Origin of the sequence: Arthrobacter sp. SX1312 (assembly GCF_002929295.1) — a bacterium.
In the GTDB taxonomy this organism is placed as follows: domain Bacteria; phylum Actinomycetota; class Actinomycetes; order Actinomycetales; family Micrococcaceae; genus Arthrobacter_D.
Genome location: NZ_PJIM01000002.1, coordinates 498,755 through 514,172 on the forward strand (window position 1 = coordinate 498,755; position 15,418 = coordinate 514,172).

The window sequence follows — 15,418 nt, forward strand, 5'->3', positions numbered from 1 at the left end:
TCGGCGTGCAGGGGTGCGGGGCGTGTGGGACGTGGAATGTTATTTGACGAGCTTTTGAAGTTTAAGGTTCGTAGTGTTAATAACTGCTGTGGATTCTGTGGATAACCCCGCTGGGCGGGGCGGCGGCGCGGATTTTGCCTGTGGACAAGGTGTGTGTCGGGCCGACGGCCCACAGGGGAGGGGTGTGGGAAAAATTCTTGTGATTCCGCGGATCCACAGGCGGGTGGGGGGTTATCCTCAGGTTGGACCGGGATGTTCCCCCGGTTATCCACAGCTGTGTCCACACCTGTTAATTACGGATGTCGCCCCCAGGAGGTCCCTCGGGGTCAGGCTTCCCGCTGCTTGTGCTTGATCCGGTTGGTGAGTTCGGTGACCTGGTTGAAGATCGCACGGCGTTCCGCCATGAGTTCCCGGATCTTGCGATCGGCATGGATGACGGTCGTGTGGTCGCGGCCACCGAGCTCCTGCCCGATCTTCGGCAGGGACATGTCGGTCAGCTCACGGCAGAGGTACATCGCGATCTGCCGTGCCGTCACGAGGGTCCTGGTCCGCGACTTGCTGCACAGTTCCTCCATGCTGATCTGGAAGTAGTCGGCGGTCTGCGCCATGATCACCGTGGAGGTGATTTCCTGGGCGCCGTCGGCGGAAATCAGGTCCTTCAGGACGATCTCCGCCAGGTTCACGTCCACGGGCTGGCGGTTCAGGCTGGCGAAGGCCGTCACCCTGATGAGTGCACCCTCGAGTTCACGGATGTTCGTGGCGATCTTGGAGGCGATGTACTCGAGCACGTCGTCGGGCGCGCTCAGGCTGTCGCTGATCGCCTTCTTCCGGAGGATGGCGATGCGCGTCTCCAGCTCGGGAGGCTGGATGTCGGTGAGGAGGCCCCACTCGAAGCGGGAACGCATGCGTTCCTCGAACCCGATGAGCTGCTTGGGTGGCAGGTCGGAGGTGATGACGACCTGCTTGCTGTGGTTGTGCAGGGCATTGAAGGTGTGGAAGAACTCCTCCATGGTCCGGTCCTTGCCGGAGAGGAACTGGATGTCGTCGATCAGCAGGATGTCCACGTTGCGGTAGGTCTGCTTGAAGCTCGAGCCCTCGTCGTCGCGGATCGAATTGATGAAGTCGTTGGTGAACTCCTCGGAGTTCACGTAACGGACGCGGATGCCGGTGTAGAGGTGCCTCGCATAGTGGCCGATCGCGTGCAAAAGGTGGGTCTTGCCCAGTCCCGAGTCGCCGTAGATGAACAGCGGGTTGTAGGCCTTCGCCGGGGCTTCCGCCACTGCCACTGCGGCAGCGTGGGCGAAACGGTTGGAGGACCCGATCACGAAGGTGTCGAAGATGTACTTCGGATTGAGCCGGCCGAACTCGTGTGAGTTGCTGGGCGGCGTCGGGGACGGTTTCGCTTCACCCTTCGGCTCCGGGGACGGTTGCTCCGCCGGCTCCGGTTCCGGGACCTCCTCGGTGACGGGGGTCAGCTCGGGATCGATCACGAACGCGCACTGGATGTCCTCGCGGAACACATCGCGCAGCGCCTCGTCGAGGGCTCCCTTGAGCTGGGTCTGCAGCACCTCGCGTGTCAGTTCGTTCGGGACGGCGATGAGCATCGTCGTCCCGATGAGTCCCTGCGCCTGGGCGAGGACCATGAAGCCGCGCTGGCGGGGGGTGACGCGGTCGTCCTGTTCGAGGGTGCGGATGACCTTACGCCAGGAGCTCCCGACGTCGTTTACCTCATCTGTACCCACGAACACCCCTCTTGGCTGTGCTTCCAGTCGAAAATGTCCGTCATCCACAGACTTGTGCACATGTCGTGGATAAACGGACCAGAGCCAAGACTAGAGGATGAAAAGTGGAGAAGATAGCGGACTGACGCGGGGTCGGAGGCCCTGCAGGGGGTGTTGGACGGGCCCGCTAGGGGTGCGTGTAGGGTGATTTCAGTACCAGTTGTCCACAGGGCGGTGGACAATTCGTCCACAGGCCGTCCCCCTCGCGGGTTTGACGCCCGTCGGCGCTGTCCCCTACCGTTGTGTAGTCCAACATGTCTGCATTTCGCATGCCATCACAGGTGTTCCCGGGTACTAAGAGGCCTCGGGATGTGACAGCTCTCTCGCGAATGTCGGATGTACACCTTCATCGCGTCAGTCTGTTCTTCCCCCTTGTTGCAATGGGCCGGACGCATCTCAAGATCGTTCTGGAGTAACTACAGTGAGCAAGCGGACTTTTCAGCCGAATAACCGCCGTCGTGCCAAGAAGCACGGTTTCCGTCTTCGCATGCGCACCCGCGCTGGTCGTGCCATCCTGTCGGCGCGCCGCGGCAAGGGCCGTACCGAACTCTCGGCATAAGCGGTCCCTCCCTCGCCATGCATCCTGCGGATGATCGCGTCGGCATGGGCTTCCCTCCCTCTGCGAGGAACAGGTTCCCCCCATGCTCCCGATGATCCACCGGGTGAGAACGGCAAAGGATTTTGCACGTACCGTACGTTCCGGTGCCCGGTCAGGGCGCCGGAACGTTGTGCTATACGGCGCAGTGACGGCGGAGTCCTCCCCCTCGCGGGTCGGGTTCATCGTCGGCAAGAACGTCGGGAACGCAGTCATGCGCAACCTCGTTAAACGGAGGCTGCGCCACCTGGCGGCGGAGTGGGTCAGCGCGAATCCCTGCGGGTTCGACGTCGTCGTCCGCGCTCTACCGGCGGCCGCCGAGAGCGACTGGCCCGCCCTCACCAAGGACTTCACGTCCTGTACGACTGCGGTCGCCCGGAAGCTGAGGGGCTCGGAACCACCCGGAAGGCAGGGCGGAGTATCGTGAGTGACGTCGCTCGGAGAGTGCTCGCCTTCGTCATCGGGATCCCGCGTCTGACGGTGATCGGACTCCTGATCGCGTACCGGAAGGTCGTCTCTCCGTTGTACGGGCCGGTGTGCCGGTTCTACCCGAGTTGTTCGGCGTACGCCCTCGAAGCCGTGACCGTCCACGGGTTCCTGCGCGGCGGCTGGCTCGCTTCGAGGCGGCTGATGCGATGCCACCCCTGGAACCCGGGCGGTGTGGATCACGTCCCGCCGGGTGGCCGGCGTTTCCGCGAGGGGAACGAGCCAGCGATAGTTGTGTTGAACCACCCGGTGATTCCGGCCGATGACGAAAGCCGCCCCGCGGCCCGAGGAGCAGACTGATTATGGGTTTTTTTGAGACGATCCTGACACCGTTCAGGTGGCTCGTGTCGTGGATCATGTTCATGTTCCACGAGGGCTTCACGTTCCTCGGAATGAATCCCGCATCCGGATGGACCTGGGTGCTGTCCATCATCGGCCTCGTCGTCGTCATCCGTGCCGCACTCATCCCCGTCTTCGTGAAGCAGATCAAGGCGCAGCGAGGCATGCAGGCGCTCCAGCCCGACCTGCGCAAGCTGCAGCAGAAGTACAAGGGGAAGACGGATCAGCTCTCGCGTCAGGCGATGACGCAGGAACAGATGGCCCTGTACAAGAAGCACGGGACGAACCCGTTCGCCGCGTGCCTGCCGATCCTGATCCAGATGCCGTTCTTCTTCGCCCTCTTCACCGTGCTCAACGGGATCTCGCGGGCCAGCGAGGACAACGAGGGGATCGGGGCCCTGTCGCCGGAGTCCGTCCGGCAGTTCGACGATGCGACGATCTTCGGTGCTCCGCTCTCCTCGACGTTCCTCGGCAGCTTCGGCGCCGACGGGAACATCAGCGTCATCATCCTCTCCGTGGTCATGATCATCGCCATGACGGCGTCGCAGTTCATCACGCAGAAGCAGATCATGGCGAAGAACATGTCCGAAGAGGCCATGCAGAGCCCGTTCATGCGTCAGCAGAAGATCATGCTGTACATCCTCCCGCTCGTGTTCGGCATCGGCGGGATCAACTTCCCCATCGGTGTCTTGGTCTACTGGACCACCACCAACGTATGGACGATGGCGCAGCAGTTCTACGTCATCCGCAGGATGCCGACTCCGGGATCTCCCGCCGCCAAGGCTCTCGCGGACCGGCGGGCCAAGAAGGGCCTGCCCGTCGCGCCACTGCTCGGAGAGCGTAAGGCCGAGCCGGCCGTGGAGACGGTGCCGGAGCCCCGAGGCCAGCGTGTTCAGCCCCAGCGCAAGAAGAGGAAGAGGCGATGACGGTCGACAACGAAGAGCAGATCGCCGGCCACGAGCCGGAGCCCGACGACGACGTCGAGACTCCTTCGGCGGGCAAGGCATCCCGGCTGGACGAAGAGGGGGACGTCGCGGCGGATTACCTCGAGGAACTGCTCGACATCGCGGACATCGACGGAGACATCGATATCGAGGTCCGCAGCGGTCGCACGTACATCTCGATCGTGTCCGAGGATGCATCCGACACCGGGCTCAGCTCGCTCGTGGGACGGGACGGCGAGGTGCTGGAGGCACTGCAGGAGCTGACCCGGCTCAGCGTCCTGACCGCCACCGACGCACGGTCGCGACTGGTCCTGGACGTCGACGGCTACCGTGACCGGCGCGGTCGCGAGCTGACGAAGATCGCGCAGGACGCCGTCGAGACGGTCAGGGAGACCGGGGAGGACATGGCACTGGCGCCCATGTCGGCGTACGAGCGGAAGATCGTGCACGACGTCGTCGCCGATCTCGGGTTCGTGAGTGAGTCCGAGGGCGAGGGACAGGCGCGGCACATCGTGATCTCCCCCAGTGATGACTGATTCTGCCCGCCTCGATCCCGGTACCCCTGAACCGACGGCCGAGGAACTGACGGCAGCTTCTGCCGTCTTCGGTGACCGGCTCGGACTGGCGCGCGGATTCGTGACCCATCTGGCCTCGTCGGGTATCGAACGAGGGTTGCTGGGGCCGCGAGAAGTGCCCCGCCTCTGGGGACGTCATGTGCTGAACTGCGCCGTCGTGGCAGAGCTCATGGACGCCGACGCGTCGGTCGTCGATGTCGGAAGCGGTGCAGGGCTGCCCGGCCTGGCGATCGCGATCGCTCGACCCGATCTCCACCTCGATCTCGTGGAGCCGCTCGAGCGGCGCGTCATCTGGCTGAAGGAGGTCGTCCACGATCTCGCGCTCGACAATGTGACCGTGCACCGGGCGCGCGCCGAGGAGATGGTAGGCACTCTTCACGGTGACTACGTCACGGCGCGAGCGGTGTCCGCCCTCTCCACGCTCGCCGGGTGGACCATCCCCCTGACCCGGGCGGGTGGACAGGTCCTCGCGATCAAGGGACGCAGCGCCGGCGAGGAGATCGACAAGGCCCGCAAGGTGATCCGGAAGCTCGGCGGGGGGACGGCCGAGATCGTCACGGTCGGCGCTGACGTCCTCGAGGAGCCCACCACGGTGGTCCGGATCCCGGTCCGGCCCGCCTGAGGCGGTGCCGAGCCCTGCGGTGTCACCGTCCCGTGCGGCACGGGTTATCCCGTTACCCTTGTAGATAACGACGTCTGGCATGTGAGAGTGAGCTACTGAGTGACCATCAAGGACGCCCCCGCGAAGAAGCCCGAGCCATTGATGGCTGCCGGGAACCCTCTTGCCGTTGGACTGCGTGAAATACAACCGGGAGTGTTTTCAGACCCGGGCAATACGGGGATCGTTTCACGTGAAACCGTCACTGCTGCTCCTGACTCCGTCAATGCCCCGACGACGAAGAAGCCCGTCAAGGGGAAGAGCGTGATGGAGGCGATGGACGACTCCTCGCCTCTCGGACGGGAACTCGCGAGCGAGACCCGACGCCGCGAGAAGCTCCTCGGCAAGGAACTCCCCAAGCCGAAGAGCACGCGCATCATGACCATCAGCAACCAGAAGGGCGGGGTGGGCAAGACGACGACGACGGTCAATATCGCAGCCGCCCTCGCTACCGCCGGTCTGCAGGTGCTGGTCATCGACATCGATCCGCAGGGCAATGCGTCCACAGCCCTGAACATCGACCACCACGCCGATGTCGACTCCATCTACGACGTCCTCATCGATGATGTCCCGCTGGGAGACGTCGTCGCTGCCTGCCCGGATGTGCCGAACCTGATCTGCGCTCCGGCCACGATCCACCTGGCCGGTGCCGAGATCGAACTGGTGTCGCTCGTGGCACGCGAGCAGCGCCTGCGCCGTGCGATCGAGGTCTACGCCAAGCAGCGCGAGGAGAAAGGCGAGCCCCGCCTGGACTTCGTCTTCATCGACTGCCCGCCGAGCCTGGGTCTCCTGACGGTCAATGCGTTCGTTGCCGCGAAGGAGGTGCTCATCCCCATCCAGTGTGAGTACTACGCGCTCGAAGGACTCAGCCAGCTGCTGAAGAACATCGAGATGATCCAGAAGCACCTCAACGCCGATCTCTCGGTCTCCACGATCCTCCTGACCATGTACGACGGCCGCACGAACCTCGCGGCCCAGGTGGCGGCGGAAGTGCGGGAGCACTTCCCCCAGCAGGTACTGAAAGCAGTGGTTCCGCGCTCCGTCAGGATCTCCGAGGCACCGAGCTACCAGCAGACCGTCATGACGTACGATCCCTCATCCAGCGGAGCCCTGTCCTATCAGGAAGCTGCCGCTGAAATCGCGTCACGGTCCTGACGGCGGCCCACCCTCGGCCCGTGGGGTCCATAAGACGTAGAGCCGGAGCACAGCTCCGAATCGTGGAAGGAATGACATGGCGGAAAAGCGGCGCGGCCTCGGCCGGGGACTAGGAGCTTTGATCCCCAGCGGCCCGGCCGAAGAGGCCCCTCGACCGAGCGAGCCCGAGCGGGAGCAAGAGAAGCGCGAAGTTCGTGAGTCGCCGAGCCCTGCCTCCCGGAAGCAAGGGGGACGACCCGTGGACCTCTTCTTCGAGCGCGTCACCGAGGACGACGTGGCGGAGCAGCCGCGCTCGTACTCGTCGGCCCTGCGGAGCGGGATCAACAAGAACGTTCTTGATGCTCAAACGAAACGGGTTGCCAAGGGAGGACCGAAGAAGACGGCCGGAGGTTCAGAAGTCCGGAGCGCTGCGCGGTCCACCAGCAAAGAACCACCCGCCGCGGTCGGATCCGCGGACGATGCGACCCTGGGCGTCGAGGAAGGTTCACCTGTCGCAGCGGCTGTCGATAAGGACTCGCCCGTAGAGCCTCCGTCTTCCGACGGAGCACGGACCGAGCCGTCAGTAGCAGGCGAGGCTGAGCAGCGCGTCGAGGTCTCGGAGGATTTTCCCGGAGTCACGGGCCAGGACCAAAGTGGTACTGCGGATTCTCCGGGCCCGTCGGTTGCCGGTGTCAGTGACGGGACTGCACCCGATCCGTCGGTGGAGACTGCGACGACGGAGGTTTCACGTGAAACGGTCGCGCCGGTCGCGCCCTCACTCGGGACTTCCGCGGGAGCAGAGGGTGTCCTCGTCGACGTGCCGGGGGCTACCTTTGCTGACCTGTCACTGGACAGTATCCACCCGAACCGTAAGCAGCCTCGTGTCGAATTCAACGAGGACGAGCTCGCTGAGCTGGTCCACTCGATCCGTGAGATCGGGGTGTTGCAGCCGGTGGTCGTGCGCCCGTCCAAGGAAGCCGGGGATGCTCCTTACGAGCTGGTCATGGGTGAGCGGCGCCTGCGTGCGTCGCGCGAGGCCGGCATGAAGACCATCCCCGCGATCATCCGGTCGACGCTCGACGACGATCTCCTCCGGGACGCTCTGCTGGAGAATCTTCACAGAAGTGCCCTGAATCCCCTGGAGGAGGCGGCCGCCTACCAGCAGCTGCTCGACGACTTCGGCTGCTCGCACGACGAGCTGGCCGGACGGCTCGGCCGCTCACGACCGCAGATATCCAACACCCTCCGGTTGATGAAGCTGCCCCCGCTCGTCCAGCGACGCGTCGCCGCGGGAATCCTCTCCGCTGGGCATGCGCGGGCCCTGCTCGGGCTCGCCGATCCCGCCGAGATGGAGAAGCTGGCGCAGAAGATCGTGGCAGAGGGACTGTCCGTCAGGTCCACGGAGGAGATCGTGGCACTCAGCGGCGGGCTGCGACGAGCCAGCAAGCCGGCCACGCCGAAGGACGGTGCACGGCACGAACGCCTGGACTATTTGGCGACGTCTCTGTCGGACCGCCTGGACACCAATGTGAAGATTACGCTGGGGGCGAAGAAGGGTCGCGTCAGTATCGAGTTCGCCAGTGTCGACGATCTGAACAGGATCATCGGGGTCCTGTCTCCCACGAAGGACTAGCAGAACCGGAGGGGGCGTGTTTCACGTGAAACACGCCCCCTCCCGCCTTCCCTTCCAGCAGCTGCCATCCGGCTGCCTCTCACAAGATCCCCAAACGTTAATTGGACCGAAACGCATCGGTACCGGATGTGGAGCGAGCGGCTGTCGCACGATCCGAATCTACGCGTTGCGTGATGTGTTCTGATGAACCAACCGCGTCATGCGGCTCACTCACCGCTGGTCGCACGCTTTCGAGGTGCGGAAGTGCGTTGCTGGCCCTCGGCGTCCGCACCAGCTATCGCTCAGTGCGTGAAGGTGCGTACTGCTGTCCGGCTTCCGGCCACATGGAGCGCGATCAGCGGCGCCTGAGCTGCTCCGGTCGTGTTTCACGTGGAACATCGCGCTCGGTCTCAGGTGGAACCCGACCCCCCTCGGACTGGATCTCGTTCGGGCCGGGGGCTGTGCGGTGGCGCGAGGAGGTTGATCCGTGCGGTGCCCATTCCCCGCTCCCAGGTGAGTTGAGGGCCGCCGCTGCGTGAGGCGGAATGGGCGATTGTCCGCCCTGTGATCCGAACCGACTGGCCGCTTGGCCGGGATGACTCCATCGGCAGCGGCTCGACGTTCGATCGATGCGGGTTCGAGGCCGTCACCCCTGTGATGCCGACATACGGACGCCTGAATCGCTGGTGGCGACGTATTGAGGCCGAAACGGTGGTGATGCTTGCCATGGGCGGCCTCCTTTGGAATCACATCGAGGTTCCACGTGAAACACTCTCCGGATGAGCGTCGCAGGTTCTCCTGGCTACGGTGATGGAGCGACGCGGGCGGGCGGGAAGCACGCGCGACCGGGCGTCGTGCCGATGTACTCGACGGTGATACTTACTGAGGTCCAAGCGTGGCCGGTGCCGGTCCGCGCGTGTGGTGCAGGGGCACGCGCTGACCCATCTGCCATGGGACGCGGGGTGGAACCGCGATCGGCAACGGGCCCACATGCGCGACTTCGTCCTCCCGTGCCGGTGTCCAGTGTCCGAGGCCGAGACGTTGGAGGAGCGGCTGAGCGTACGGAACCGCCACTGTGGATTGTGCGACGTCGTGGGCGATGGTGTCGCGCCAGGCCGGGCGGTGTGGCTAGCAGTCGTCGAGGTGATGGTGTCGGACCAATGTCGCATGTCGACCTATACCGATGTACTGGGAGCTTTCGGGGCTCTGAATTGTAGGGCATGGTTCCACGTGAAACATGAGTCTGCAAACCGGCGCGGCACGGAGCGTGGAGTGCTCGGAGGAGAATTTCGATAGTCCTCTTACGAGGTGGGTCGGAAGCCGGACTACTACGGCTTGGTCAATTGGCCTGTACGAGGACGAAGTCGGTGCGCGCCGGGGCTCCCCTGCAACATCGCGTTCTTGTCTTCCGTCGATCCGGCGGTATGGCGGACATCATGTCGCGGGGATGCACGGGTCCGCCTGGGACCTGCAGTAGGTTGTTGGGCCGAGCGTCGGCGGACGAATCGCTCGACTGCCGGTACGCCGTCGTGTCGCCTCCGGGAGGTTTACATGGATTCGACGGTGCACGTTCCACTGAGCACCGATCATTCGACTGAGGACATGCGAAGCGAGCTCGTGCACCCCTCGATCGCTGTTTCACGTGAAACGCAGCCGCGGCCCGGTAACTATGCCGCCCGGCCGCCGGCGGCTGGGCGGCACAGGCCCGGATATCGGACGGCGATCAGGAGGGGCCGCGGCCGGAGCCGGGCTCGAGTCGGAACCAGCAACCGAATAGCGCAGGAACAGCGCGCACGACGGGTGCGTCTCCAATGCGGGAGTCTCGGTAGGCAATTGCTGTACCGGCAATGTACGGACGGTTAGGGGCAACGTTCGACGAACATTTTTGGACGGGCGTAGAGGGGTAGTCAAACAAGAAAACAATTGAGAACGTGTGATTTTTGTCCACTCCTGCAGCGTGGTGTGCGTTTCACGTGAAACCGCACCTTCGGAGGAAATGCGGCGGGAGGGGGCCAGCTCCAGGAGTCCACTTCGGTCGTCGGACGGATTCCGGGCCGTGCCGGATACCGACCCCTCGCCATTGCGCGAGCAGGGTGCTTATTGCAGCGATCCGGGAAAAGGGGCTCGCCTATCAGAAGTGCACAGGCTCCGGCCCCCGGACGACGATCGGCGTGGTGCGAAGGAAGATGCGGCCTGTCGGGTCTGTGGCGATCGACAAGCCTCGCCCCCGCGATCAATGACATGGAAAGCAGAGCGCAGAAAAGAAGGGCCCGCCGGATCAGTCCGACGAGCCCCTCTTCCAACAGTGCAATCAGTTGATGAATGCAGCGAACTCCTGCTCGAGGACCTGCTTCGGCTTGGCACCGATGGAGGTCGCCGCGACTTCTCCGCCCTTGAAGACGTACACGGCGGGAATCGACGTGATGCCGTACTTGGCAGCGATACCGGGATTGTCGTCGACGTTCACCTTCACGACGTCGACCTTCTCGCTGTGCTCCGCGGCGATGTCGTCGAGGATCGGCGACAGCATGCGGCAGGGGCCACACCATTCGGCCCAGAAGTCCACGATGACGGGCTTGCTGGCCTGAAGGACGTCAGCGTCGAAAGACGCGTCCGTCACATCCTTTGCGTTGCTCATTGTGTTGCTCCTTGCGTAGGTGATCGATCAGAGGGTGGCTGATTCGGAAACTGCTTCGGCCGGCGGGGTGGGTACGCGGGCCGCGGTGAGGCTCGTACTGACCGTGTCGGCCAGATAGTGCTCCACATCGAGGGCGGCGACGCAGCCACTGCCCGAGGCGGTGATGGCCTGGCGATAGGTCGGATCGATGACGTCTCCTGCGGCGAACACACCCGGCCGCGACGTCTTGGACGTGCGTCCCTGGACAGCGATGGTGCCTTCGCTGGTCAGCTGGAGCTGGTCCTTGACGAGATCGACTCGCGGGTCATTGCCGATGGCAACGAAGATGCCGGTGACGTCCACGTCGGAGGTGGAGCCGTCGACCGTGCTCGCAATCTTCACTCCGGTGACCTTGTCGGCACCGTGGATCCCGACGACCTCCGAGTTCCAGAGGAAGCGGATCTTCTCGTGGGCGAAGGCGCGGTCCTGCATGATCTTCGATGCACGGAGGCTGTCGCGTCGGTGGATGACCGTCACGGAGCGCGCGAATTTCGTCAGGAACAGAGCCTCCTCCATGGCCGAGTCACCGCCGCCGACGACGGCGATGTCCTGGTCCCTGAAGAAGAATCCGTCGCAGGTGGCGCACCAGCTGACACCGTGCCCTGACAGCCGCTTCTCGTCGTCTAGGCCGATCTCCCGGTACTCGGAGCCGGTCGAGATGATGACCGCTCGTGCGAGGAATTCTTCGCCTGTGGCGATGGTGAGCTTCTTGATGTCTCCGGAAAGCTCTGCCGAGACCACATCCTCATAGAGGATCTCGGTGCCGAACCGACGGGCCTGCTGCTCGAACTGCTCCATGAGTTCAGGGCCCATGACACCTTCGGGGAATCCGGGGAAGTTCTCGACGTCGGTGGTGTTCATGAGCTCACCGCCGGCCTTGACCGAACTCGCAATCATGAGGGGCTTGAGGTTCGCCCGCGCGGTGTAGACCGCCGCGGTGTAACCGGAGGGCCCGGAACCGACGATGATGACGTCGTGGACCTTTTGCTCCCCACCGGCGGGATCTGCCGTGGGTGTTTCCAGTTGGACATCGGTGTGAATTGTCACGTTCTCGGAAGACCTTCCTGTTTTTCCTGCGCTGATTCGGCCGTACCGGGCGTTTCTCGCGGACACCTCCCACAACGGAGCCGCCGGTGCGGTTATTCCATCGAGGGAGCGGCGCCGGGCGCACCTGGACACACGATCGACAGGACCGCGCGCCACGTGCCGAAGGGTCAGCCGACCTCGATCTCGGCGATCCTGAGCCCGAACGGGAACTGGGCCTGGATGTTGGAGAGCCGGGGCAGCTGGGTGAAATTGATGATGACGTACCGGCCGGTGACGGGACCGTCCGCGCCAGAGGGGATGGGGAGGTTCGCCGTCGGCGCGGTGAAACCGCCCTGGGCGATCTGCTCGGCGCCCTCGAGAGTGGGCTGGTCGTTCACCAGGACGGAGAAGGTGCCACCCGCCGCGTTCAACTGGTCGATGGTGACCTGGGTGATGGTGGACTCCTGCTCCAGTTCGACGACGAGCGCCAGGTTCGTGGCGAGTCCTCCGAAGGTGTCGCTGGCGTAGACCTGATTGCCCCAGAAGGTCGCGGGGTTCCCATCGATGATGAGCGGCAGCGTCCCGTCGTTGCCGGCGTCGAGCCCGGGGTTGTCCGGAACGAGGCGGGTGATGCCCGTGATCACGGGCGCTACCTCGACCGTCGCAGGTGTGGGCTCCGCCGAAGGCGTGGCCGGAACGGGTGCCGGGGTCTCGGCGGGTGCGGTCGTGGACTGGACCGGATCCTCCTCGGCGACGGGCCTGCTGCCGCTGAACACCGACCCGAGATGCGTCGTCGCCAGGACGACCGCGACCACCAGGACGACGGTGAGCACCGCTCCGACGAGGATCCGGGTGAATTTCCGGCCACCGCTGTCGCTGTCGTCGTCCCGGTCCGCCTGCTCCGTGTCGTAGTCGTCCGGATCATCGTCACTGGAGGTTCGGGTGTCTTCGTCGTCGCTGTAGGCGGACAACGGGAACGTCGAGGCAGCCCGTGCGGGTTTCTGGCCTCCCGTGGCTCCCACGACCGATGCCGCTCCTGCTGCGCCGGCTGCGCCGGCTGCGCCGGCTGCGACGGCGGCAGGGCTCAGGCGGCCCGGACCGTTCTCTGCGCGGGATCCGCCATCGGGCTCCTCCCGGGCGCCCGCGGGCGAGGACCCGCCCGGCCGCCGGTTCGGCGGCGGCGGCACGCGATGGGAGGACGTCCGGTGCTCGGACAGGGGCTGCGCGGCGACCGGCTCGGCAGGAACGGGAGCAAGGTCCGAGGTGTCGTCCTCCCGTGGACCTCCGAAGCGCCGGCCGAAACGCTGTGTCAGGCCCGACAGCCGCGAGGGGCGCTGGGGGCGGTCGTCGTAATCCTCGTCGTCGTCGTCGTAGGTCTCGGGTTCCGTGGAGCGCGGCCGGCCGAAGATCTCGGAACCGAGCGTGTCGGTGAAGAAGGGTTCGATGTACGGCGCCTCGTGGGCCGGTGCGTCCTGCTGGACGATGAGGTCGAGCATGTCGGCGGCGGGCGCACGGTTGGTCACCAGATAGGTACCGGAGTCGGTGATACCGAGATCGAGGACCTGGATGTTGCCGTCCCGGTCACCCGTGGCCAGTTCCCGGGCGCTCGTGGCCACCTGGGATGCGTTGCCGGCCGAGGCGACGAGGATGCTGACGGGCCGGTTGAGGACCTGGTCGACGCCGTCGAGCACGAGGTCCTTCTCAGCAGAGGCCAGGACGTAGGCGGTTACCTTGTACCGGCCACCCAGCACTGAACCGACGTCTACTGCTTCTGGCACGTGTTCCTCCCCGGAAACCCTGGCTGATTTTTACCCATGCTACCGGTCGGTCGGTCCATTCCCGGGCTGGAGGGTCAGGCGCGGCTGCGGCGGAATCGTCCGAGGAGCGGGCCCACGAGCTCGGTGAGTTCGGTGACGCGCAGCACTTTCAGCATGACGACGTACACGGCGAACATGAGGACACCGCCGATCGCGAGCACGACGAGGGCGTTCACTTTCGACTGCCAGAGGAAGCCGTCCGCGCTGTACCCTCCGAACGCCCAGCACAGTGCGGTCCCTGCGATCGCCGCAATGATCCCGGCCAGGGTGAGGCGGACATGGACGTCGAAGACGTGTCCGGCGCCGTAGGGCCCGATCTTGCGGGTCAGGAACAGGTGGCTGACGACGACGGCGATCGCGTTGCCGAGCGAGTAGGCGACGGCCAGCATCGGCACGATCAACTGGGGATCGAACGTGCCCGCGATGAGGGCGAGGCCGACCCCTACGGCGGACAGGACGATCTGGATCTTGAGCGGTGTCCTGACGTCCTCGCTGGCATAGAAGACACGGTTGAGGAAGAAGTTGGCGCTGAGGAACGGGGCGCCCACGGCGAGGATCGCGATGATCACGCCGTTGATGGCAGCACTTTCGGGGGATTCGCTGAACAGGACGCCGAGGGGTCCGGCGAAGCTGAGCAGGGCCGCCGCGCCGAAGACCGTGGCCACGCCGATCATGCGCAGGCCCCGCGAGAGGGTGGCCCGTACGGTCCGCATGTCGCCGTCCGCATGCGCGGACGAGAGCTGGTTGAACATGACCGTGGCCAATGACAGCGCGATGACGGAGTGCGGCAGCTGGTACACCATCGCGCCGAACTCGAGGTTGGTGGAGCCCGGGATCTGAACGGGAGGGTCCTGGGCGAGGAAGCCCTGCCGGGCGTCCGAGGCGATGGTGGCGACGCGCAGGTTCACGAGATAGAGGCCGTTGCCGATGAGCATCGTGAGGATCGTGACCGACGCGAGCTTGCCCGTCCTCCCGAGGCCCGTGCCGCGGATCCCGAACTTCGGCCGCAGGCCCAGGTTCAGGCGCTTCAGCGGGATGAACATCACGAGCGCCTGGATCACGATGCCGAGCGTGGTCCCCCCGGCCAGCAGTACCGTCTGCTCCATGGTCCAGGTATCCGGCTGGTGCCGTTCCGCCTGCTCGCCACCCATCAGCGCGATGAAGACGATCAGGAAGGCGATGGACACCACGTTGTTGACGACGGGCGCCCACATGTACGGACCGAACGAACCGTTGGCGTTGAGGATCTGACCGGTCACCGCGTAGATCCCGTAGAAGAAGATCTGCGGAAGGCACCAGAAGGCGAACGCCGTGGTGAGGGCGAGGTTCGCCCCCGTGAAGCTCGTGGTCACGCCGACGATGACCGGCGCGGCGAGGGTGACGAGCACGGTCAGGACGAGGAGCGCCGCGGCAGTGAGGGTCAGGAGCCGGCTGACGAAGTCCGCCCCCCGGTCCGGCTGCTTGCTGGCGCGGATGATCTGGGGCACCAGGACGGCGTTGAACACGCCTCCGGCCAGCATCAGGTAGAGGAAGTTGGGGAGGTTGTTGGCCGAGGTGAACAGGTCCGACACCTGACCCGTCGCGCCGATCGCCGTCGCCAGCAGGGCCACACGGACGAGGCCGAGGATCCGCGAGACGAGGGTGCCGGCGGCCATGATCGCACTCGCCCGGGCCATGGAGCCGCCGCGCGGCGCCGAGGGGTCATCGCGGACCGGGTGACCGGGGTCCTGCAGGGGTACCGAGGCTGTGTTCGTGTCAGACATCGCTCCCCATC

The 15,418-nt window shown here is 65.0% G+C and carries 14 protein-coding genes; 9 read left to right on the forward strand and 5 right to left on the reverse strand.

All coding sequences use genetic code 11. From position 1 onward, the window contains the following. Positions 1-326: 326 nt before the first annotated feature. On the reverse strand, positions 327-1,742 hold the full coding sequence (gene dnaA, locus CXQ92_RS09755) for a chromosomal replication initiator protein DnaA (protein ID WP_181033614.1): 1,416 nt from the start codon (positions 1,740-1,742) through the stop codon (positions 327-329). A 460-nt stretch (positions 1,743-2,202) separates the two neighbouring features. Here dnaA and rpmH point away from each other — a divergent pair, with 460 nt between their 5' ends. From rpmH to CXQ92_RS17825, 9 genes are all read left to right on the forward strand, one after another. Continuing rightward, on the forward strand, positions 2,203-2,340 hold the full coding sequence (gene rpmH, locus CXQ92_RS09760) for a 50S ribosomal protein L34 (RefSeq protein WP_022892375.1): 138 nt from the start codon (positions 2,203-2,205) through the stop codon (positions 2,338-2,340). A gap of 82 nt (positions 2,341-2,422) precedes the next feature. Continuing rightward, positions 2,423-2,803: a ribonuclease P protein component gene (rnpA, locus tag CXQ92_RS09765; protein ID WP_104167552.1), complete on the forward strand. Its 381-nt coding sequence runs from the start codon at positions 2,423-2,425 to the stop codon at positions 2,801-2,803. Continuing rightward, a complete protein-coding gene (yidD, locus tag CXQ92_RS09770; RefSeq protein WP_104168188.1) occupies positions 2,797-3,162 on the forward strand; it encodes a membrane protein insertion efficiency factor YidD in 366 nt (121 codons plus the stop codon). The genes rnpA and yidD overlap by 7 nt, the downstream gene beginning before the upstream one ends. Before the next feature lie 2 nt (positions 3,163-3,164). Next, the gene (gene yidC / locus CXQ92_RS09775) at positions 3,165-4,127 is read left to right on the forward strand and encodes a membrane protein insertase YidC (RefSeq protein WP_104167553.1); all 963 of its coding nucleotides are present in this window, start codon (positions 3,165-3,167) and stop codon (positions 4,125-4,127) included. Further along, positions 4,124-4,681, forward strand: coding sequence for a R3H domain-containing nucleic acid-binding protein (locus CXQ92_RS09780; RefSeq protein ID WP_104167554.1), 558 nt, complete (start codon positions 4,124-4,126; stop codon positions 4,679-4,681). Before yidC ends, CXQ92_RS09780 begins: the two co-directional genes overlap by 4 nt. Beyond that, positions 4,674-5,342: a 16S rRNA (guanine(527)-N(7))-methyltransferase RsmG gene (gene rsmG, locus CXQ92_RS09785; protein WP_104167555.1), complete on the forward strand. Its 669-nt coding sequence runs from the start codon at positions 4,674-4,676 to the stop codon at positions 5,340-5,342. Before CXQ92_RS09780 ends, rsmG begins: the two co-directional genes overlap by 8 nt. 192 nt (positions 5,343-5,534) lie before the next feature. After that, on the forward strand, positions 5,535-6,533 hold the full coding sequence (locus tag CXQ92_RS09790; RefSeq protein ID WP_306738530.1) for a ParA family protein: 999 nt from the start codon (positions 5,535-5,537) through the stop codon (positions 6,531-6,533). 466 nt (positions 6,534-6,999) lie between these two features. Next, a complete protein-coding gene (locus CXQ92_RS09795) occupies positions 7,000-8,145 on the forward strand; it encodes a ParB/RepB/Spo0J family partition protein (RefSeq protein ID WP_258069922.1) in 1,146 nt (381 codons plus the stop codon). A gap of 543 nt (positions 8,146-8,688) precedes the next feature. Next, the gene (locus CXQ92_RS17825; protein WP_146067433.1) at positions 8,689-8,907 is read left to right on the forward strand and encodes a hypothetical protein; all 219 of its coding nucleotides are present in this window, start codon (positions 8,689-8,691) and stop codon (positions 8,905-8,907) included. A 1,528-nt stretch (positions 8,908-10,435) separates the two neighbouring features. On the opposite strand, the gene trxA is transcribed toward CXQ92_RS17825, so the two are convergent. The 4 genes from trxA to murJ form a co-directional block, all read right to left on the reverse strand. Then, complete coding sequence (gene trxA / locus CXQ92_RS09800) at positions 10,436-10,762, reverse strand: thioredoxin (RefSeq protein ID WP_104167558.1); 327 nt, start codon at positions 10,760-10,762, stop codon at positions 10,436-10,438. A 27-nt stretch (positions 10,763-10,789) separates the two neighbouring features. Continuing rightward, the gene (trxB, locus tag CXQ92_RS09805; RefSeq protein ID WP_104168189.1) at positions 10,790-11,824 is read right to left on the reverse strand and encodes a thioredoxin-disulfide reductase; all 1,035 of its coding nucleotides are present in this window, start codon (positions 11,822-11,824) and stop codon (positions 10,790-10,792) included. Between the two features lie 191 nt (positions 11,825-12,015). Continuing rightward, positions 12,016-13,605 (reverse strand): ABC transporter substrate-binding protein, encoded by a 1,590-nt coding sequence (locus tag CXQ92_RS09810; protein WP_146067434.1) that lies wholly within the window; start codon positions 13,603-13,605, stop codon positions 12,016-12,018. A gap of 74 nt (positions 13,606-13,679) precedes the next feature. Beyond that, complete coding sequence (murJ, locus tag CXQ92_RS09815) at positions 13,680-15,407, reverse strand: murein biosynthesis integral membrane protein MurJ (protein ID WP_104167560.1); 1,728 nt, start codon at positions 15,405-15,407, stop codon at positions 13,680-13,682. Between the last annotated feature and the right edge of the window lie 11 nt (positions 15,408-15,418).